Here is a 19,865-nt window from a genome sequence, read left to right on the forward strand (position 1 = left end):
GCTTATAAATAAGCTTTTAATTTTTCTGCAAGAAAGTCAATAAATAAGCGAATACGTTTTGGCACATAATTCTGTTGATAGTAGACCGCATGTATTTTCTGCTCTTTGATCTGAATTTGATCTTCCAACAAAGCAATAAACCGCCCATCTTGAATATCTTGCTCGACCATAAAACGTGACAAACACGCAATCCCTGCCCCTTGCAATGCCAACTGACGAACCGTTTCTCCATTTGAACATTTAATTTTGGCCTGAATAATTAAAGGCTCATCCTCCAACTGAATAGGCCACGTATTTAAATGTGCAGGCTGACTAAAACCAAGCAAAGTATGTGAGCTTAATTCTGCTGCATTTTTAGGTAGACCATGTTCTTGCGCATAAACAGGACTAGCCACAATATATAACCGACTTTTACAAAGCAGCTTGGCATGTAAGCTGGAATCCGCTAACTCACCAAACCGAATCGCGACATCGGTTTTATGTTCAAGTAAGTCTATAACCTGATCGTGATTGGTAATTTCTATATCAATTTTTGGATAGCGCTGCATAAACTCTTCAATCAGCGGCACTATCACATGCAGCACAAAAGGCGTTGCTGAATCAATCCGAATTAAACCAGACGCCTCAGCATCATTATTTTGCAGGCTTTCTTCAGCTTCGGTCAGATCAAGTAAAATTTTACGTGCCTTTGTCAAAAACTGCTGCCCTTCATAGGTCAACTTGAGCTTCCGTGTCGTTCGCTCTAGCAAAGTCACATTCAACTTTAACTCTAGACGTTGCAAGGCTCGGCTGACACCCGATGTGGTTTGATCCAATTGCTGCGCAGCTTTGACGATAGAGCCACTATCAACAATGCTCACAAAAGCCGTTAATTCTTCTATGGTTGATTTCATGTGTAATTATTGATTAATAGTCAATAATATTTTGCAAATTACCCAGTTTTTAAGCAAGTCTTTTTTCTACAAAATAGCCTCATTCCATGAAACAAGTTATCGAGTAAAAAATGAATATCGTTCCTCAATTCGGCCTAGGCACTTTCCGCTTAACAGGTGACACTGTCATTGAGTCTGTGAAAACTGCACTAGAAGTCGGTTATCGTGCGGTCGATACTGCTCAAATCTATGGTAATGAAGCCGAAGTTGGTCAAGCCATTGAGCTGAGTGGTATCAATCGTCAAGATCTTTTTCTCACCACAAAGATCTGGACGGAAAATTATTCAGCAGAAAAATTGATTCCAAGTTTAAAAGAAAGTTTAAGCAAATTAAAAACCGATGCAGTGAATCTAACCTTGATCCACTGGCCTGCCCCAAGTACAGGTGTAAACATTACAGAACTCATGCAGAACTTATTGGAAGCGAAACAACAAGGTTTGACCGAACACATTGGTGTTTCTAACTTCAATATTGAGCTGACTCAACAGGCGATTGAGAGTATTGGGCTAGAAAACATCGCAACCAACCAAATTGAACTCAGTCCTTACTTACAAAACCATAAGTTGGTTGATTTCCTCCAAGCGCAAAACATTGATGTCACTTCATATATGACACTGGCTTACGGTAAGGTTTTGAATGATCCTGTTTTAATGCACATCGCGCAGCAACATCAAGTATCGACTGCACAAATTAGTTTGGCTTGGGCATTACAACGTGGTTTTGCAGTCATACCATCTTCAACCAAACGTGAACACTTGATGTCCAACTTAAAGGCGCAAGAGATTCAACTGTCGACTGAAGAAATGATGGTAATTACGCAATTAGACCGAAATCAACGTGAAGTTAATCCTGAAGGATTAGCACCGATTTGGGATTGAGCATCGCTATGAAAATTAATTTTCCGCTTTTGGCGCTTGCGGTGGGTGCTTTTGCCATTGGAACCACCGAGTTTTCACCCATGGGCTTTTTGCCTGAAATTGCCAATGATTTGTCCGTTTCAATTCCACAAGCCGGACTGCTGATTAGTGCCTATGCAGTAGGTGTCATGATTGGGGCTCCGCTCATGACCTTATGGCTGGCACGCTTTCCTAAGAAAACAGCTTTAATCCTATTGATGGCTATTTTCACAATTGGGAATGTGTTGGCGACCGTTGCACCTGATTATATGAGCTTAATGGGTGCACGTTTAATTACCAGTTTAAACCATGGTGCATTCTTTGGTTTAGGTTCGGTGGTGGCAGCCAGCGTAGTGCCTAAAGACAAACAAGCCAGTGCAGTCGCCATGATGTTTATGGGTCTCACCATTGCCAATATTGGCGGTGTGCCACTTGCAACGTGGCTCAGTCAAAATACCAGTTGGCGCATGGCCTTTGCTGCTATTTCAATCTTAGGCATTATAACCATGTTGGCGCTATGGAAAGCGCTCCCGCAAGATCACGATGTGGTTAAACCGAATGTAGCAAAAGAATTACGTGTTTTAACACGTGCGCCTGTCGTCCTTGCTTTATTAACCACGGTCATGAGCGCGGGCGCAATGTTTGCGTTATATACCTACATTGCTCCGAGCCTACATGTATTTATGCAGGCATCACCGCAAACCATCACCTTGATGTTGGTGTTAACCGGGATTGGTTTCTCCATTGGTAATCATTTGGGTGGAAAGTTTGCCGATCTATCCCTAGAGAAAACTCTGATAGGCTTCCTTGTACTTTTAATGGTGATGATGCTTGTTTTCCCAGTATTAGCGCAAACAACAGTTGGTGCAGCGATTGGCTTAGTGATTTGGGGTGCAGCAGCATTTGCGGTAGTACCGCCACTGCAAATGCGCGTCATGTCAGTCGCAGCAGATGCGCCTGGTCTTGCCTCTTCAGTCAACATTGGTGCGTTTAACTTAGGTAATGCCTTAGGTGCCTTTGCAGGTGCAACGGTACTGAGTATGCAACTCAGCTATGCAGCAGTTTCATATGCAGGTGCCGCACTCAGCTTTATGGCCTTGATCTTGGTCTTACTGCAAATGAAGTTCGGTCTTAGCAAGAAAGCCTGTGAAGCCGTTTAAGCCTTTACACTGCTGAACCAATCAAAAAAGACCTACACTGCTCTAGGTCTTTTTTTTAGTGTTTTTTGATGTTCCAGTTTCAAAAAGTCCGCAATCAGCTTGGTTGCCCAAGACTCGGTATTGAGTACCCCTTCATAGAAGCCACAATGGCTGCCTTTTTTGGTGGTCACTACCGCAATATTCGACATTTGACGGATCATGTCTTTATACGGTTCAAAATTTTTAATATGACAGACGGGGTCATCCTCTGCATTTAAAATCAGCAATGGAATGGTGACATTTTCAAATACATAGATTGGGTTTGTGGCTTGTTTATAACTGTCATAGTCCACATAACCCGCCATTTCATAATAACTCGACTCAAACTCAGCCAAGGTTTTAGTCATTAAAACTTGCGAGACAGACGCCGTTTCTTGCCAAGTTTGCTGATAAGGAAAAATAAATTTCTTAAACAGTTTCTTGGTCATGACCTTACTGTAAAAGGGATGCACATTTACAAAACCCAACTCCGTGTTATAACCCGGACACAGGGCAAAGGCCGCCCTAAAAGGGGTTTGACTCCCTTCTTCACCCAAATAACGCACCAAAAGCCCCGTTCCCGCAGAAGAGCCAACCGCATACAACGTTGAACTTGGAAATGTAATTTGAATAAAGGCAATTTGCTCACGTAAATCATCGGTTGAACCAAAAAGATTCATTTTGGGTACAGGCATTGGAAGGTCTGCATGTCCACGGCGTAAGCACAGTGCAATGCGCCAACCCGTATAGCGATTTAAGTCACGCACCACCTCACGCATACTTTCAGGAGAGCCCGTAATCGTATGCATAACCACAACCGTTGGCGTCACTTCAGGCAAGTCATAACCGAACCACATAATGCCAGTGACCCCACCGTCTTGCATGTCTAATTGATCAAAATGATCGTATTCCAATTGAATCCGACGCTTTTGAATCACATCAAAATATAAAAGATGGGCATGCGTGTTGGATAACCACGGTGTTGGTCTGTACTTTTCCTGAAGCTGTGTAAGCGCCCCAACAGTCTCTTGAATTTGCCCTTGCGGGTTAACATAGAGCTTCGGTTGTTCCGCACCAGTCACTCGATCCCACGCCGTTTGGCTTAATTGGTTTAGCAAACTGAACACAGCATTCATATCAGTAACTTCTTTTTCCTATCTTTCTTGGTGATGCATCAATTTTCGTGCCTAACTATAAATAACAAGTCACACGTTTATCATCCAGCTTGAGGTGCAAAAGCTGCCATTCGCTGTCCCATTTGTATAGCTAAGGCCTCTAGCCCCGATTTAGGACGGATCATCACTTCAAAATCTACAATTTGACCTTGCTCATTAAAACGAATCATGTCAATCCCTTTGAGCTTTTTTTCGCCGACATTGGCAGAAAACTCAAGGACGACACTTAAACCATCTTCTGTAAAAAATTCACGGTGGTAAGTAAAGTTTTCAAAAACCTGAATCACATTAGTTAAAATAAAAAAAACCACCTGCTTACCTGAATAAGGATTAAATGCCACAGGTGAACGAAATACGACATCTTCTGCTAAAAGCTCATTTAGGATACTCATATCACGTGTCATGACCATATCATGCCAGCGTACCAAGGCTTGTTTTGTTGTTGCTAAACTCATTCTTATGTCCTTATGAAAGTGAATCTACTCAAATCTAATTGCAATAAAAGCACATTCTCTTGCACCATATATGATTCAAAGAAAAGGCAACACGAGGGAAAAGATAAGATTTTGGAAAATATCTCCCCCAAACCCTCTCCGTATAGGAGAGGGAGCTTGATTACAAATTTTAAGCGGATAAATGATTGTTATCGATTAAATGGTCGCAGCCAGTTCAGCGCCTTGACGAATCGCACGCTTCGCATCCAACTCACCTGCTTCTTTCGCACCACCAATCAAATGCACATTTTTACCATCGGCTTTTAACTGGTCGTACATTGCAGTATAAGACTCTTGTCCTGCACAGATAATCACGTGATCAACCTCTAAAACCGTTGGCTGATCATTCACTGTAATGTGGAGGCCTTGATCATCAATTTTGTCGTAGCTTGCACCTGCAATCATTTTTACATCGCGATGTTTTAACCCTGTACGGTGAATCCAACCCGTGGTTTTACCTAAGCTTGCACCGACTGCCTTCACTTTACGCTGTAGAAGGTAAATTTCACGATCTGACTGCTCCAAGACTGGCTGTTTTAAGCCACCGACATGCGCATAGCTGGTGTCGATTCCCCACTCATCATAGAATTTTTGTGGGTTTAAACTACCACTTTCACCTTCATGGCTTAAGTATTCTGCTGTATCGAAACCAATACCACCCGCACCAATAATCGCGACTTTTTTACCGACGGGCTTACGCTCACGTAGAACTTCGATATAGCTCAACACTTTCGGGTGATCAATCCCTTCTATAGTCAGCTCACGTGGAGTCACACCTGTTGCAACCACGATGTCATCATAGTTCTCAGCGCTCAGTTCCTCATAAGTTGCGGTATGATTCAGCACCAATTTGATATTGGGTTGTAATTCAATTTTACGTTTGAAATAACGCAGTGTTTCGTAAAACTCTTCTTTACCAGGAATAGTCTTCGCAATATTAAACTGACCACCAATCTGACTGGCTGCATCAAAAACAGTCACTTGATGCCCACGGTCAGCAGCATAAGTCGCAAAACTCAAACCTGCAGGCCCAGCACCAATCACCGCAATATTTTTCTTAGCCGCACTTTCTTTAAAAATCAGTTCAGTTTCATAGCATGCACGCGGGTTGACTAAACACGTCGCAATTTGCATGGAGAAAATTTGATCTAAACAGGCTTGGTTACAACCAATACAGGTATTGATTTCATCACTACGGCCTTGTTCTGCTTTGAGTACAAACTCAGCATCTGCAAGCATTGGGCGTGCCATAGACACCATATCTGCATCACCCTGAGCCAAAACATGTTCAGCCATTTCTGGTGTATTAATACGGTTAGACGTCACTAAAGGAATCTGAACCGAACCTTTTAGCTTCTTGGTCACCCATGTAAATGCCGCACGCGGCACTTTGGTTGCAATCGTTGGAATACGTGCTTCATGCCAACCAATACCTGTGTTGATAATGGTTGCACCCGCCTTTTCAATTTCTTTGGCAAGCTGAATCACTTCTTCTAAAGTCGAACCACCTTCAACCAAATCCAGCATTGAAAGACGATAAATAATAATAAAGTTTTCACCGACTTCTGCACGAGTGCGTTTTACGATTTCAATCGGAAAACGAATACGATTTTCATAGCTTCCCCCCCATTCATCATCACGATGATTGGTACGTGCCGCGATAAATTCATTGATTAAGTAGCCTTCTGAACCCATGATTTCAACACCATCATAGCCAGCAACTTGTGACAATTTTGCACAATTCACAAAGTCTGCAATAGTCTGATTCACTTCAGCAGAAGTAAGAGCATGGGGTTTTACAGGGTTAATCGGTGCTTGAATTGCAGAAGGTGCAACGTTTTCAGCCTGATAAGAATAACGACCAGTATGTAAAATCTGTAATGCAATTTTACCACCCGCATCATGTACGGCTTGTGTGATGACTTTATGCTTTTCCGCTTCTTCTAAAGTATCTAATTTAGAACCACCGTGAAAAGTCACACCATGATCATTCGGTGAAATACCCCCTGTTACAATGAGTCCTACACCGCCAGCGGCACGCTCTGCATAAAATGCCGCCATGCGATCATAACCACCTTCAACTTCTTCAAGTCCAACGTGCATAGATCCCATTAATACGCGGTTTTTTAATGTGGTAAAGCCTAAATCTAAAGGCGCAAGTAAATGCGGATAATTAGACATGTGTACTCCTTGGCGTGCTTTCGCTGGCTGGTATTTTTAAATACAAGGTTAGATCAAATTATTTAATGCAACAAGTTGCATAATGTTTATCTTTATAATCGAGATTTGTTTTTTATGCAACATGTTGCATAATGACTCTACGTCCATTTTATTTGCGAAATATTACCGAAATGTCATTAGCTCATGTTTTATTGACCAGTTTGATTGAAAAACCAAGCACAGGTATTGAGTTAGCGCGTCGTTTTGACCGTTCAATGGGCTTCTTTTGGAATGCTACACATCAACAGATATATAGAGAACTCAGCGCTATGCAAAGCAAAGGCTGGATTTCAACAATAGAAGATGATGGTGCAACCTCGCGTAAAAAAACCTATCAGGCAGAACAGCTCGGACGTACAGAACTTGCCGACTGGCTGGTAAAACAAAGCCCACCTGCCCAGCTCCGTGAAGAACTGATGGTGAGACTGCGTGTTGAAGCTCAACTTGGCGGCAACACGGTTTTGCCTGAACTGGAACGACATCTCACCCTACACAAAGAAAAATTACAAATTTACCAAAGCATTTTTGCCAAAGACTTTGGTCATGCTGAAGAAAATGATCGCACCTTATACATCCATAAAATGATTTTACAACTTGGAATTAATTTAGAATGTGGTTGGATTGAATGGCTAGAGACCATAATTCCAGCACTTAAAAACTTCGAAAAATAAAAAACCACACAAAGGATTGACCATGCCACATTATTTAATGCCAGATGGCGAAAAACTCTATGTTCGAGAATTTGGACAAGGCACACCAGTACTGGTCTTATCTGGCTTAGGGATGCAAAGTTGGCAATGGCTGCCTTTTTTATATCAACACCGTAAAAAGTACCGTTTTTACATTCCTGACTGGCGAGGTTTTGGTGGTTCAGCGCAGTGCAAAATTCCCACACTGGATGCGATTTCCAGCCACTGGCAAGATTTAAACTGCTTTCTAAATCAATATGCTGATACAACATTCCATGTGATTGCCTACTCTATGGGCGCCACGACAGCCATGCATGGTATGCAATATGGTCGCTTTCAAGACCATATCAGTAGCTATTTACACATTGACCAAACTCCCAAGATTAGCGTAGATGCAGACTGGCCACATGGTTTATTTGCTGAAAAGCATGCTGACTTCAAAGTCATCCTACAAAACATTGCAGACCTATTGGCCCAAAATGCACAGTATCGTTTGGTCTCAGACTTAACAGCGTCTATGCGTACAGAACTGGTTAAGCAATGGTTTGCTTTTATTCAACTACAAGCCACGCCATCTCGAACTGCGGCTTTATTTCAAAAAGCATTTCACCAGCCATACTTGCAAAAATTCATGCTCCCGATCCAGCGTTTAGACTATATGGCTTGGTATATTCAAAATTATCTTGATCATCAAGAAGACTATCGCAGTGCCCTCCGTCAGATTGACCGACCAGCTACATTTTTTATTGGTGAAGACTCTAAACTTTATCCTGCTCAAGGACAAAAGCTGATTGCCTCAAGCGTACCGCATGCCAAAACGGTGATCTTTAAAAAATCTGGGCATACGCCTTTATTGAGTGAACCGCGCAAATTCTCCCAAGAAATTACACGTTTCCTCAACGCCACGAATATTTAAATGCATGTCGTATTATCAGCCAAATGATGAATATTTTTATAATAGCTGAAGATAAATACAATTCATCATTCCATTGTAATGACAAAAAACAGATCAACCCGATAAAACACCAATGTTTAGGAATTAAAAAAGGCATCTCTAAGAGATGCCTTTTTCTTATGCTGCATAGGTCTGCTTGAGATAAGCAACAATATCCGCCGACTCAAACAAAGCCGTTTCAGTGTTCGGATCAACCAAATATGGCACTTGAATATCACGCCCCATCACCTGCATAACTTGCTCACGCTTTCCACCTGCCAAAGGTACATACTTGCCCGGCTTCAAACGCAGTACTGCTGGGCCTTGATCTTGCCAACGTTCTTTAGGCACATTATGAAACTTAAAAGGGAGCTCCAACTCGGTCAGTAAACCACGGACAATCCGAGTATAAGGACTGGCTTCAAATCCCCAAAGTTGTAACAGCTGTTCTGGCGCTACGCGATCTTTAATGTTCTTATTGATCCACACTCCACTCGCTCCATTTACCAATGTCCCAACATAAGCAACATAAGGTGTTTTGGGATAATGTGCATACTTTTTCGGTGTTTTACCACTGCGGCCATACTGTTCAAATAAGTAGTGAATAATATCTTCAGATTCGTACAGCTTGGTGTCTGTATTTTCATCAAGTAAAAAAGGAAATTGGGTTTTCCCACCCAACTGTTTCACCAAAGGGCGATATTTAGTTCCACCCTTAGGACATGGATACACTTCATAATCCAAGTTCAACAAAGTCAATACTTCACGCACACGACGACAATATGGCGAGCCTTCAAACTCATAGAGCTTTAAAGGTTGCTCAGGTTGTTTAGGATGCGGCGTTCCTGTTACACCACGTCCACCTTGCGCAAGCCCAGAAAAAAGAGCCTGAATCACTTTAATTTGATGCTTCACCATATTACACGTCCATATCTTTTGTTGATGTTGTTATGAGTCTGGTTGGTGCTTATGCATCGACCAGTTTTTCTTTTGCAATGACAATGCCGTTATTATCCGCATAGAGATAATGACCTGATTGAATGGTGACACCACCAAAATGCAAGCTGATATCAACTTCCCCTACACCTTTACGGTTACTTTTTTGTGGAATAGCAGCTAAAGCATGCACACCTAAATCTAGTTCAGCAATGGCATCTACATCACGGACACAGCCATAAATCACCACACCATTCCAGTGATTTTTGACTGCTGACTCTGCAATTAAGTCTCCCATCAAGGCACAGCGCATCGAAGCGCCACCATCCACAACCAATACTTTACCCGTACCATCTGTTGCTAACAGCTCTTTCACCCGAGAGTTATCTTCAAAGCATTTAACCGTAACCACCTGACCACCAAAGGTTTTACGCGCACCATAGCTCTTAAAGAACTTACCATCCATTGATGGGCTGACCACTTGTAAATCAAGTTCAGGATGATCATCCAATAAATCGCATGTCACAAATGTTGTCATCACCACACATCCCCTCATTTTGTCTTTTGTATGCGTAAATTATCATATATTTCAAATTTCTCGGTCTGCGTTTGGGCAGCCTCGACCATAGTATGAGCCACTTGTTCTGCTGTCACTGGCTTATATTTAAAATGCTTTGGTATAAAATGCGATAGTTTGGTATAAGCCTTTTGGAATATATCTTCCAACATGCGACCTTCATTACGCTGTCCGATCAGTAAGGATGGCTGCAAAATACTAACCTTATATAAATCGAGTCCACGAATGGTCTCTTCAAGCTCACCTTTGACGCGATTATAGAAAATTTTTGAATTGGCTTGCGCACCCAAGGCACTGATCAACACATAATGGGTTTTGGTCAAAACAAACAATTCAGCAAAATGTGCATTCACCACATAGTCGATGGCATAAAACTGCTCTTTTGAACCAGCTTTCTTTAAAGTCGTCCCCAAACAACTAAAAGCATGACTGTAGCCCTGAATATCCTCATGATTGAGTAATAAAAAATCATCCAGCTCCAGTTGCTGAACTTTGTCATACTGGTCGAGCTGCACATTATGCTTTCTAACCACAGCCAGTATTTTGCTACAACTTGGCAGTTGTTGTAATTGTTGAATCAGGTTTAAGCCCACCAAACCCGTTGCTCCAATCACAATCGCTTGTTCTATATTTTGTGTCATTTTTATACAAACTCCCATGCAGATGGCTAATCTTACCTTTTCTTTAGAATTTTTATGTATCTTAAATATAGTCAAAGCATGTCAAGACTTGACTTCACTGCGTATATTAATCAAAATATGCCACTTGTTTACGGGCTGGTGATTGTTCTTCTGATGTGGTTTTCAGTTTGAATTTCAGCCCGCCCAGACCAATCTATTTCAAGGAGTGCACGAGTGGCAAACTCTGCTCAAGCTAAAAAACGTGCTCGTCAAAACGTTAAAGCACGCAAACACAACGCAAGCTTACGTTCTATGGTTCGTACTTACATCAAACGTACAGTAGCGGCTATCGCTGCTGGTGATTACGCAGTTGCTTCTGAAGCATACAAAACTGCTGTACCAGTAATCGACCGTATGGCTGATAAAGGCATCATCCATAAGAACAAAGCTGCTCGTCATAAGAGCCGTTTAAATGCACAAGTTAAAGCTTTAGCTAACTAATTTATGCATTAAAAAAAGCCCTTTTTAAAGGGCTTTTTTTGTATCTATTTTTTGAACTTTCTAACGCCTATACCTTTTCCAAAACATCTGCTACCTAAGAATACAACTTAAAACCTAAATAGAATCCAGCAGCCGTCTCTCGCACCCACGAGAACATCTACTTACAAAAAAAGCCCCCCCTTTAGGGAGCTCGTTTTCATTTCATGTTAAATCATTTGCCAGATGAGCAGTGGTTTAATTCAAAGATTGAGCTTTCAAGTTTTTCACTAAAATACCAATGTTTTTTGATGTTGCCCCAGCTAAAATCATACTTGTATTTTGGTTCAGCATTGTCCATCGTTGATTATTATTTCCAGAGCAACCATATCGAATTGCAATCTGACGGTTATTTACCAAACTACCCGAGTTTAAGTCTAAGCACTGTCCTGATTGTTTAATGGCAGACGTCGTGGCATCCATTGACCACACTTGTGCTGTATTATTCGCCACACAGTCAGTCAAGGTGACTTTAGCACTTCCTCCATTACCCGTTAAACACTGCCCCATAGCCGCTTTGCTATGGATACGTCCTAAACTGTCATAAACCCACTGCTCAGTATCATCAGCAGTACAAGCCGATGGGCCACTAATGTAAACATCCATTTTTTGGTTAGATGCCAGCTCTGTTTTCAAGCAATTCTTGTTATTTTTCAACAATCCACTTTGTGCAAGTGGGTCATCTTGTTGTAAACCTAGCTGTTTGATAAAAGCATTGAGTGCATCAATCGCAGCAGGTACATCTTTGCCCAAATCATCATAATAAACATTTACCCAACGATTTAAACGCATCCACCTAGTTTCTTGCTCTTCATAACGCTCAAGCACCTGCTGTGCAGCTAAACTCATCTCATTTTTATATGACTTATAAGCCTGATAAAGCATTAAACCGTTTGGTGACAAAACAATAATATTGTTCGCCGCTTGATTCAGTAGCCCTTGCTCAAGTAGGGGCAACTCTACATCGCGTAAGGCTTTATAACCCTGTGCTTTCCCAATCTTAACTGCAGACGTAATAGCCGTAACATATTGGGGAATCACTGTAGTCGATAATAATTTGGCAGCAGCATTGGCCTGCTTACAATATAAATCAACTTTTTGAGGGTGATCTGCAAGCGCTAAATTGACATGTAATTTATTGGCATTACTACCTAATCGTGTCGGAGCCAGTGCAATATTGGTTACTGTATTTGGATACTGTACATTTAACCAACATGCATCCTGATTTAACGCCGTATTTGCAGCGGGTAAATCATAAACATTGCCCCAGTTTGAACGTGCCGCAGGATAGAGTAGCCCAGCCTTTGCAACAGGGTCATAGCCACCCAAAATAGTCACTACAGGCTCACCAAAGACACGTGGGCGTAAATAGTTTTGCTTTGGTTGATACCAAACAGGTGCAGCAGAATCTGGCATAGTAGGTTGAGCCACTTCCATCTGCCGTGTGACTTCATTCCATTTTTTATAACCCGTCGGTGAAGTCTTGTCCCACACATAACGGTTAAAGTGCGGTTGAATTTTTAAATAAGTGCTATAGCCCGTATAGTGGATATAACGTGAAACTGAGCTTGATGCATAACCGCCAGACATTGCATCTCGGCTATGTGGATATAAAGCTAAAAAATTTGCAATTCCTGTAGAATTAGCCCATAAATCCTTATTATTCCAAATCAAATTACCCCGCATCATATTGCGATACGGAATGTAACCCCAACCACTATCCGCATGATGTGAAGTCCAGAACTGGTTATCACCCTCCTGCCCAGGATAATGCCCCAGTCCATAGTGGTGTCCAATTTCATGACTAAACTCGTTTCCAACCGAATCATACAACGTCAGCATGCCGTTACCACCACTTAAACCATGATTACTTTCGCCATTGGCATATTTTCCACGGCTATGGTGTGCAACTACGGTTTGGGTTAATTGTGGTTGATTTTGACTTGCCATCGAAGCACTGGTAATGCCCCAGTTTGCTAGATTAATGCCTACGCTAAATGTCGACTTACCCACGTTTTCACGCATGTCACCCTCATAAACCCCGCCTTGGCTGGCACTTGCCGTATCGTAAATCGTCCCGTCGGCAATCATGACGCGATCTAACTGAATATCATCATATTTTGCAACGGTCATTTCAGCAGCTGGAATCGTTTGAAAGTAATCTGAACCTGCCCGAACAGGATCATTCAGCATATAGTGACCATTGAAAACAGGGGGAGCAGTTAACATGCCGATACGAATATTATTTAAGACCAACTCTCCCGGAGAGGCAAAATCAATTTTATCTTCCGCAATTTGCCCCTGCCGTCCATGAGAATCTTTAAACTGAATACGCAAACCTGGACGTATTTCATCCCAATTGAGTTGAGCACTCCACGCACGCTTACTATATTGCACACGCGCACGCTCATCGGTATTGGTTTGATCAGACTGAGGAATCTGAGTTGGATCGTTAAATGTAACTGTGCGGAGCAACTGATTATTCATGTAAATATCAGCACTCAGACCATCAATTTTCCCCATGCTATCAGTTGGCGTAACTAACAATAGCGCTTCTTTTTCCATCGTCAGACGCGGCATTTTTTTACTTTCATTACCATTTGGATCAACCACATGACTCTGACCAAATTGCAGCATTGCTTCGAAGTTACCAGTTAAGTCATTTCGTATCACACGCCTATTGGAGCTTGCATCGTAATCAAAATAACCCAATGTATTTCCATCAGCCACATCCTGTGTAGGTTCAGCATAGGTTTTCACTACAGACGTTGTAGAGTTTTCGGTTCCACTTTCTCCACCACACGCAGCTAACATCAGTGTTACAACGCAAAGACTTAGCTTGCAATACAAGAACTCATTCACACTTTTCACATCTCCCCCCCAAAATAGTCACAAATAAAAATTAAAAAACCATTAATAATTTATATAAATCAAAAGCTTAATTATTTAACACTATTTTCTATACATATTCAATTTACATAATTTGTCACTTCAGGACATATTTTTTATCGGTCTTGAAACTAATGCCCGAAAAATAAAAGTTCTGTGACAGGGCTTGAATTTATGAAAAATAATGATGAGTTATACATTTAAATTTGCACCAATATAGTGCCAATATTTGTCAATCAATAAAAAAATATATTTCAATTAATTTTCTTTGTAAGCATGTAACTTATTTTAATTTTTAAATCCAAAATGATTAAAATTAAAATCCCATAAATAAATTATGGTATTCTGTTTTCTTATAATGAAACCACATAGAATGTTCTACTGGGGAATAGCATGATTAATAAATTTCTTCCAACACTTGAAAAATTCCAACTGACAGAACAACAATATATTGAGTATTTTCATGCCAAAGGTGAAAAAGACATACTCGCCAAAGTCATCTCAAATATGCGTGGAACCGCAGAAATTCAGGCTTCTCAGGGCGTTGATGCGTGGTTAGGCTATGGCGTCTATTTGCCTGCAATTGAACGTATTTTTGCACTACACCAAGGGGAAAGCGAAGCTGAGTTTTATGACCGTACTCAATATCCAGCCGATGTTGTCAATGCATATACCCTTTCGAATCATGAGATTGCCACACTCATTGCTGCAGATAAATACAATCGCATTCATCAGCACAGCGTAGCAGTGAATACCTCATTATGGCCTTTAAATGATGAAGGCCTAAGTATCGACTTGCTCGATTTTCCCAATCGACTCAAAGCAAAAATTTAAACTGATGCGATATAGCATTTAATAAGGTTGACGAATGATCGATCTATAAATCTCGTATATTCTTTTTTCGTTCAAACAACTGTCTAAATGAAGAAACGAGATTTATAGCTGATTTTTATTAATAAACAAATCACTTACAGATTTTGAAATTCATGAATATTCAGTTCATTCATTTCTCCGCGCCAAATCCATTTCAATTTTGATTCCAAAAACACATCTCCCTCAAACCACACAAAAAGACCTTCCATCATTTTCGGCCAGTCTTCTTTGGTCACAATCGTGCGCCCTGAAATAACCGCCAAAATCGCAGCTAAAATCGTGTCATGACTGACCGCAAGGCTCAAACCATAAGGGTTGTTCGGATGCGTGTTATATATAAGCTCCAATACATCTACGACGCCATGAATCGGATGCTTCATACCGGGTAAGGCATTATTAACAAAGCTATTAATAAATCCTAGAGCACCTTGACGCTGAAAATAAGGCCCAGCTTGCTTAATATCCAAAACAAAACTGCCTGGCTCAACCAATAAACCTTGTTCGATAATTTCAATACGGTGGGTATTTGGCTCAAGGGTTTGTCCATCTGCCCCTTGAATCATTAGCGCAGCGGTATCAATACAACGTTGAATTGGGCTAGAAATACAGTGTTGTATCACTCGATCCGTATTATCGATCAGATAGGAACCCCATGCCTGTGCCAAATCGCGCCCTTGATGCGTCAACTGTAAATCATAGCCTGCAAGCCCCTGACCCGTAACAACTTCACGAATGGAATGACGTGTAAACAACGTCACTGGCGTTTTTGCATCTGGCAATAAATCGATTGCCTTCAACATACTAGGCGGGAGTAACTCTAAGACCATAATCACTAGCAACTCAATAATTCAAAAAACACTATAGCACGCTCAGTTTTTAGCTCAAGCCGACGAAGGCATTAGTTCAAGTGCTTGTAATGCCAGTTTTTTCATATCGTTATTTCGATATGCAATAAAACCGCCATTCAATAAACTCAATCTTTGGTTATATACGAATGGTCGTCCCTGAAAATCAACCAAACCACCACCGATTCGCTCTAATAAACACTGTCCAGCACTGGTATCCCACTCACTCGTTGGGTGAAAGCGCGGGTAAATATCGACTCGGTCTTCTAACACCATGCAGAACTTATATGCACTCCCTGCGCGATACTCTTGAATAGGCGTAAGTTTTTCCAACTGCTCTAAATATACTTGATACTGCGGCTTACTCTGACTACTTTGACTTAAGCCGACTTGAACAGCACTGTGGTTTTCAACTGGAGCATATTCAGACCATACGTCTTTTTCCATATTGTATTTTAACGGCTGACCGCGTAGTGGACAGAAGTAAACTTGCTGTTCACAAGGAATAGCCAACACCGCAAAAGTTGTATGCGCACCCTCGATAAGACTGAGATTGATAGTGAATTCTGGACGTTGATGCAAAAATTCTTTCGTACCATCTAAGGGATCAAGCATCCAAAAAGACTGCCACTGCTGTCTATGCACATGCTGCCCTTCTTCAGAAAGAACAGGCAAATGAGGAAAGGCTTTGTTTAAAGCATCGGTAATAAATTGATTGACACGATAGTCAGCTTGCGTGACAGGTGAATGATCGGATTTTCGTTCAACTGTAAAATCACCACCTGCAACATAAGCTTGATACTCCTCTCGCAAAATCTCGCACGCTTGAGTCACAATCGGTACAAGTTGCAATATCAGTGCATCTTGAGGTGCAGTTGTGGGCTTAAACATGAGACCGCCTTTTTATTCATTAAGTTATAGATCGAGAAGTTCATCTATTGGGATAGCAGCATTCTCATCGCCTTGTATTCAACGGTATGCTGTCACCTCAAAGTGAGAACACGTGAACACTTTTTTCAACACTGCCTTAAAAATATTATACGCCTAAGACACTCAGGAAATATCACTCAATTCCAATTCTTCTTTTGACTTTGGGTTGAGTGGTCCAATCAACCTGACTTTACCTTTACCCACACCTTAAATATTGATGCTAGAGAAAGTCAAAAACTGACCGCTTCTAATTTGTACTTACGCTTAATTTCTTTTCAGCTTTATACATCCAAGTGGTTTCTTTATGAAAAATCATCGCGCAAAAAAATCCCACGCATGGAAGCGTGGGATATAAAACAAGAAAAGCTACAGCGCTTTAATTTCGAGTGTAGTATAAACCTGTATTTCAAATACATCAATTAAAAAATGCGGTATCCCTGCAGTTTTTTTAAATTACTTTACAGCGACTCATTTTTATCTGAACACTTCACTTCTAATTGATATTCATCCTGTGTGACTTTGATCTTAATCTTTTGATACTTTCTTTTATTCGGATCCATAGCCGAGCTAGCGACTTCTTGCAAAAACTTTCGATCATTCATAAGCTCGCTATATGCTTTATAACCAATCAAAATTTTTTCAGGCTTTTTATTTTTGGAAATTAATTCTTTTAAAATATCATCTAGTTCATTTGCAGTAACAATTGACATATCGAAGCAACTCAAAATAAAAAAGATTATCCATGAATAATATGATCAAAAGATGTCAGAAATCATCTTTCTCACTATTTTCATTTCAATAGAAAAATAAAAGCCCGATCAGTATGAAAACAAATCGGGCTTTTTGTCTGTAATCACTCAGACCAGAAAGTTATTATAATAAAAAACCTGTTTACCTCTCTCCAAATAAACAGGCTTAACTGCACAAACATCATCTAATCATTATATTTTCATTGCTTTATGTCACACACTCTACAGCTCAAATATTTCAAATAAATGAAACCTTAAGGTTTTTTAACACAATTCAATACTTAATCATCATTACGTAAAAAGGTTAACTCATATTCATCATGCGTAATTTTAATCTTGGTATTACGATAAGTCCGCTTATTTGGATCTAAAGATGAACTCATTACATTTTCTGCAAATTTTTTATTCGACATAAACTTTGCATAGAGCATATAACCAATACGGATTTTTTTAATGGCCTTTTTCTTACCTTTTGCTTCATATTTATCTAAGGTTTCATCTAAAAAATCTAAATTTAATTCACTCATCCATTCCTCTCTATTTTATTCTCATTCGCCACATCTTTTTTAACCGATTCTTGTGTAAATAACCAGCAAAACCACTTTTTTTTATTTTCATTTTTGTCAGAAAACTTACGTTTATCGCATTAATCCGCTAAATACAGCCAACCTTTCTCCACCAGCTGAAGTGGTTTAAATTTAGCTTCAAACATAAAAACTACCCTCAGGTGGTGTTAATGGTATCAATATAAAATGAACATTTGATGAAATAGACATGAGAGCCGAATAGCTAAGTAGTACTGAAAAGCTGACAAAACCAATGATGCTGTCCGTTGTAATCCATGGCTGATTTAGGTCAGCAGCAACAGTGGAGATTTTCCATAATAATGACAGCGCTAAGCGCTCTCATCGGATGTTTACAAAAACTCTTCCTTCTCCATAAGGTGAATCATTTCTTATGCTGAAGTTCAATATTGTTGTGGATCAATGTACGATTAACACATCTTATATACTCTTACTTAAAAAATTGAGATCCCGTATTCTTCAATTTTTGACAATGGGCTATGCAAATCCGTCATCTTATGCATCTATACGCTATAATTACGTCATATTTGCATAAAGCAAAACTGCTAAATCAGTTGCTAACTGTTTTCTATAGCCATTGCTGAACTTTGAAATATTGGAGATTTTTTGAGTGGAAAAGCCAATTATCATTTTTGATATGGACGGTACATTACTGGATCTTGCCTATGATGATTTTATTTGGAATCATCAGCTTCCTATCCGTTATGCTGAACAACACCAGTGCTCTTTAGAACAAAGTACTCAGGCCCTGTTTCAGTTTTATCAAACCCATAATCATACACTCAATTGGTATTCTACGCGCTTTTGGACAGCTAAAGTTGGCGTAGATACGCTCGCTTTGCAGCAGGAATTTAAGCATAAAGTTAGCCTACGTGAAGGCTGTCTTGAACTTCTCGACTATTTAAAAAGTAACGGCTATCCTTGCTGGCTTGCCACTAATGCGGACTGTGAGGGACTCAAGTTCAAACTCGAACACACGAAACTGGCCTCATATTTCGATGTCATTATTAGCAGCGAAACCCTCGGTCATGCCAAAGAGTTTACTGAGTTTTGGCAACATCTCCATGAACGCTATCCTTTTGCAGCCACACAGTGTTACTTTATCGATGACACTGAAAAAGTATTAAAAGGTGCTGAAAGTTATGGCATTCAAAACCTATTTACCATTGCTCAACCCTCATCACTAGGTCAAAGCAAGACATCCAGCCCTTATCCGATCTTAAATCAGCTCACCGATTTAATTCCTTATTTAGAGCAAGCTGAGGTCACGGCCAAATATGCGTAAATCCACTTTAGCGGAAGATGCTGTCGGCATGCGCATTGACAAATGGTTATGGGCAGCACGTTTTTTTAAAACACGTTCAATCGCCAAAAATGCAATTGAGGGAGGCAAAGTTCACCACAATGGCGAACGTGTCAAGGTATCGAGAGAAGTTCGGGTTGGAATGGAACTCACCATACAGCAAGGTATTGACAAGAAAACCGTGGTGATCAAAGAACTCTCTGACGTGCGTGGTCCCGCTCCTGTTGCACAAAAATTATATGAAGAAACTGAAGTCAGTATTACACGACGGGAATTGATTGCAAGCCAAAGAAAGTTGCATAATCTAGCTCGACCTGATCATCGTCCAAGTAAAAAAGACCGACGCGATATCAGTAAGTTTAGACAAGAAAATGATCAACAATTTGACCAATATTGGTCTTATAATGATGATGAATGACATGCGTCATATTGTGTCGCACACGATCTGACTTTTATAGAAGATACAGACTAAATCTGTCACTATACTGAGCATATTCAGTAAAT

General features: G+C 40.5%; 20 protein-coding genes. 8 read left to right on the forward strand and 12 right to left on the reverse strand.

From position 1 onward, the window contains the following. Nucleotides 1–2: 2 nt before the first annotated feature. Entirely contained in the window at nt 3–893 is an 891-nt protein-coding gene (locus MN200_RS09615) for a LysR family transcriptional regulator (protein ID WP_242759285.1), read from the reverse strand. Between the two features lie 110 nt (nt 894–1,003). Here MN200_RS09615 and dkgB point away from each other — a divergent pair, with 110 nt between their 5' ends. Both dkgB and MN200_RS09625 read left to right on the forward strand, forming a co-directional pair. Next, the gene (dkgB, locus tag MN200_RS09620; protein ID WP_234963755.1) at nt 1,004–1,810 is read left to right on the forward strand and encodes a 2,5-didehydrogluconate reductase DkgB; all 807 of its coding nucleotides are present in this window, start codon (nt 1,004–1,006) and stop codon (nt 1,808–1,810) included. 8 nt (nt 1,811–1,818) lie between these two features. Further along, nucleotides 1,819–2,988 carry an MFS transporter gene (locus tag MN200_RS09625; RefSeq protein ID WP_058869809.1) on the forward strand — a complete coding sequence of 390 codons (1,170 nt, stop codon included), beginning with the start codon at nt 1,819–1,821 and terminating at the stop codon, nt 2,986–2,988. Between the two features lie 32 nt (nt 2,989–3,020). Here MN200_RS09625 and MN200_RS09630 read toward each other — a convergent pair whose 3' ends face one another. The 3 genes from MN200_RS09630 to MN200_RS09640 form a co-directional block, all read right to left on the reverse strand. Further along, the gene (locus MN200_RS09630) at nt 3,021–4,142 is read right to left on the reverse strand and encodes an alpha/beta fold hydrolase (protein ID WP_058869810.1); all 1,122 of its coding nucleotides are present in this window, start codon (nt 4,140–4,142) and stop codon (nt 3,021–3,023) included. Between the two features lie 80 nt (nt 4,143–4,222). Continuing rightward, nucleotides 4,223–4,636 (reverse strand): nuclear transport factor 2 family protein, encoded by a 414-nt coding sequence (locus tag MN200_RS09635; RefSeq protein ID WP_058869811.1) that lies wholly within the window; start codon nt 4,634–4,636, stop codon nt 4,223–4,225. A 195-nt stretch (nt 4,637–4,831) separates the two neighbouring features. Next, nucleotides 4,832–6,856: an NADPH-dependent 2,4-dienoyl-CoA reductase gene (locus MN200_RS09640; protein ID WP_058869812.1), complete on the reverse strand. Its 2,025-nt coding sequence runs from the start codon at nt 6,854–6,856 to the stop codon at nt 4,832–4,834. 170 nt (nt 6,857–7,026) lie between these two features. Between MN200_RS09640 and MN200_RS09645 the strand changes: the two genes are divergently transcribed. Beyond that, nucleotides 7,027–7,566, forward strand: coding sequence for a PadR family transcriptional regulator (locus MN200_RS09645; protein ID WP_058869883.1), 540 nt, complete (start codon nt 7,027–7,029; stop codon nt 7,564–7,566). A gap of 22 nt (nt 7,567–7,588) precedes the next feature. After that, nucleotides 7,589–8,500, forward strand: a complete 912-nt coding sequence (locus tag MN200_RS09650) for an alpha/beta hydrolase (RefSeq protein ID WP_058869813.1) — start codon at nt 7,589–7,591, stop codon at nt 8,498–8,500. 156 nt (nt 8,501–8,656) lie between these two features. Here MN200_RS09650 and MN200_RS09655 read toward each other — a convergent pair whose 3' ends face one another. From MN200_RS09655 to MN200_RS09665, 3 genes are read right to left on the reverse strand one after another with little or no spacing between them, the layout of a single operon-like run. Further along, nucleotides 8,657–9,436 (reverse strand): glutathione S-transferase N-terminal domain-containing protein, encoded by a 780-nt coding sequence (locus MN200_RS09655; protein WP_004981887.1) that lies wholly within the window; start codon nt 9,434–9,436, stop codon nt 8,657–8,659. Nucleotides 9,437–9,485: 49 nt separating this feature from the next. Then, complete coding sequence (gene rraA, locus MN200_RS09660) at nt 9,486–9,992, reverse strand: ribonuclease E activity regulator RraA (RefSeq protein ID WP_058869884.1); 507 nt, start codon at nt 9,990–9,992, stop codon at nt 9,486–9,488. A gap of 14 nt (nt 9,993–10,006) precedes the next feature. Next, nucleotides 10,007–10,672: a nucleoside-diphosphate sugar epimerase gene (locus MN200_RS09665; RefSeq protein WP_058869814.1), complete on the reverse strand. Its 666-nt coding sequence runs from the start codon at nt 10,670–10,672 to the stop codon at nt 10,007–10,009. Nucleotides 10,673–10,885: 213 nt separating this feature from the next. On the opposite strand from MN200_RS09665, the gene rpsT reads away from it, so the two are divergent. Beyond that, entirely contained in the window at nt 10,886–11,152 is a 267-nt protein-coding gene (rpsT, locus tag MN200_RS09670; RefSeq protein WP_004696602.1) for a 30S ribosomal protein S20, read from the forward strand. A gap of 234 nt (nt 11,153–11,386) precedes the next feature. On the opposite strand, the gene MN200_RS09675 is transcribed toward rpsT, so the two are convergent. Beyond that, nucleotides 11,387–14,002, reverse strand: coding sequence for a M66 family metalloprotease (locus MN200_RS09675; RefSeq protein ID WP_058869815.1), 2,616 nt, complete (start codon nt 14,000–14,002; stop codon nt 11,387–11,389). A 468-nt stretch (nt 14,003–14,470) separates the two neighbouring features. Between MN200_RS09675 and MN200_RS09680 the strand changes: the two genes are divergently transcribed. Then, nucleotides 14,471–14,911: a hypothetical protein gene (locus MN200_RS09680; protein ID WP_058869816.1), complete on the forward strand. Its 441-nt coding sequence runs from the start codon at nt 14,471–14,473 to the stop codon at nt 14,909–14,911. 134 nt (nt 14,912–15,045) lie between these two features. On the opposite strand, the gene MN200_RS09685 is transcribed toward MN200_RS09680, so the two are convergent. The 4 genes from MN200_RS09685 to MN200_RS09700 all read right to left on the reverse strand — a co-directional run bounded on the left by MN200_RS09685 (nt 15,046) and on the right by MN200_RS09700 (nt 18,001). After that, the gene (locus MN200_RS09685; RefSeq protein WP_058869885.1) at nt 15,046–15,777 is read right to left on the reverse strand and encodes a histidine phosphatase family protein; all 732 of its coding nucleotides are present in this window, start codon (nt 15,775–15,777) and stop codon (nt 15,046–15,048) included. A 54-nt stretch (nt 15,778–15,831) separates the two neighbouring features. Then, complete coding sequence (locus MN200_RS09690) at nt 15,832–16,686, reverse strand: 3'(2'),5'-bisphosphate nucleotidase CysQ (protein WP_058869817.1); 855 nt, start codon at nt 16,684–16,686, stop codon at nt 15,832–15,834. A gap of 497 nt (nt 16,687–17,183) precedes the next feature. Next, a complete protein-coding gene (locus MN200_RS09695; protein WP_058869818.1) occupies nt 17,184–17,435 on the reverse strand; it encodes a hypothetical protein in 252 nt (83 codons plus the stop codon). A 320-nt stretch (nt 17,436–17,755) separates the two neighbouring features. Further along, complete coding sequence (locus MN200_RS09700; protein ID WP_004696593.1) at nt 17,756–18,001, reverse strand: hypothetical protein; 246 nt, start codon at nt 17,999–18,001, stop codon at nt 17,756–17,758. Between the two features lie 667 nt (nt 18,002–18,668). On the opposite strand from MN200_RS09700, the gene MN200_RS09705 reads away from it, so the two are divergent. Together MN200_RS09705 and MN200_RS09710 are read left to right on the forward strand one after the other, a co-directional pair. Continuing rightward, a complete protein-coding gene (locus tag MN200_RS09705) occupies nt 18,669–19,343 on the forward strand; it encodes an HAD-IA family hydrolase (RefSeq protein WP_242759286.1) in 675 nt (224 codons plus the stop codon). Then, nucleotides 19,336–19,779, forward strand: a complete 444-nt coding sequence (locus MN200_RS09710; protein ID WP_004696588.1) for a S4 domain-containing protein — start codon at nt 19,336–19,338, stop codon at nt 19,777–19,779. Before MN200_RS09705 ends, MN200_RS09710 begins: the two co-directional genes overlap by 8 nt. The last annotated feature ends 86 nt before the right edge of the window (nt 19,780–19,865 follow it).

Source organism: Acinetobacter sp. LUNF3, from assembly GCF_022699605.1.
Taxonomy (GTDB): domain Bacteria; phylum Pseudomonadota; class Gammaproteobacteria; order Pseudomonadales; family Moraxellaceae; genus Acinetobacter; species Acinetobacter johnsonii.

Coding starts and splice junctions, on each gene's coding strand:
- MN200_RS09615 (WP_242759285.1), bottom strand. CDS start 893: ATGAAATCAACCATAGAAGAATTAACGGCTTTTGTGAGCATTGTTGAT.
- dkgB (WP_234963755.1), top strand. CDS start 1,004: ATGAATATCGTTCCTCAATTCGGCCTAGGCACTTTCCGCTTAACAGGT.
- MN200_RS09625 (WP_058869809.1), top strand. CDS start 1,819: ATGAAAATTAATTTTCCGCTTTTGGCGCTTGCGGTGGGTGCTTTTGCC.
- MN200_RS09630 (WP_058869810.1), bottom strand. CDS start 4,142: ATGAATGCTGTGTTCAGTTTGCTAAACCAATTAAGCCAAACGGCGTGG.
- MN200_RS09635 (WP_058869811.1), bottom strand. CDS start 4,636: ATGAGTTTAGCAACAACAAAACAAGCCTTGGTACGCTGGCATGATATG.
- MN200_RS09640 (WP_058869812.1), bottom strand. CDS start 6,856: ATGTCTAATTATCCGCATTTACTTGCGCCTTTAGATTTAGGCTTTACC.
- MN200_RS09645 (WP_058869883.1), top strand. CDS start 7,027: ATGTCATTAGCTCATGTTTTATTGACCAGTTTGATTGAAAAACCAAGC.
- MN200_RS09650 (WP_058869813.1), top strand. CDS start 7,589: ATGCCACATTATTTAATGCCAGATGGCGAAAAACTCTATGTTCGAGAA.
- MN200_RS09655 (WP_004981887.1), bottom strand. CDS start 9,436: ATGGTGAAGCATCAAATTAAAGTGATTCAGGCTCTTTTTTCTGGGCTT.
- rraA (WP_058869884.1), bottom strand. CDS start 9,992: ATGACAACATTTGTGACATGCGATTTATTGGATGATCATCCTGAACTT.
- MN200_RS09665 (WP_058869814.1), bottom strand. CDS start 10,672: ATGACACAAAATATAGAACAAGCGATTGTGATTGGAGCAACGGGTTTG.
- MN200_RS09675 (WP_058869815.1), bottom strand. CDS start 14,002: ATGTTAGCTGCGTGTGGTGGAGAAAGTGGAACCGAAAACTCTACAACG.
- MN200_RS09680 (WP_058869816.1), top strand. CDS start 14,471: ATGATTAATAAATTTCTTCCAACACTTGAAAAATTCCAACTGACAGAA.
- MN200_RS09685 (WP_058869885.1), bottom strand. CDS start 15,777: ATGGTCTTAGAGTTACTCCCGCCTAGTATGTTGAAGGCAATCGATTTA.
- MN200_RS09690 (WP_058869817.1), bottom strand. CDS start 16,686: ATGTTTAAGCCCACAACTGCACCTCAAGATGCACTGATATTGCAACTT.
- MN200_RS09695 (WP_058869818.1), bottom strand. CDS start 17,435: ATGTCAATTGTTACTGCAAATGAACTAGATGATATTTTAAAAGAATTA.
- MN200_RS09700 (WP_004696593.1), bottom strand. CDS start 18,001: ATGAGTGAATTAAATTTAGATTTTTTAGATGAAACCTTAGATAAATAT.
- MN200_RS09710 (WP_004696588.1), top strand. CDS start 19,336: ATGCGTAAATCCACTTTAGCGGAAGATGCTGTCGGCATGCGCATTGAC.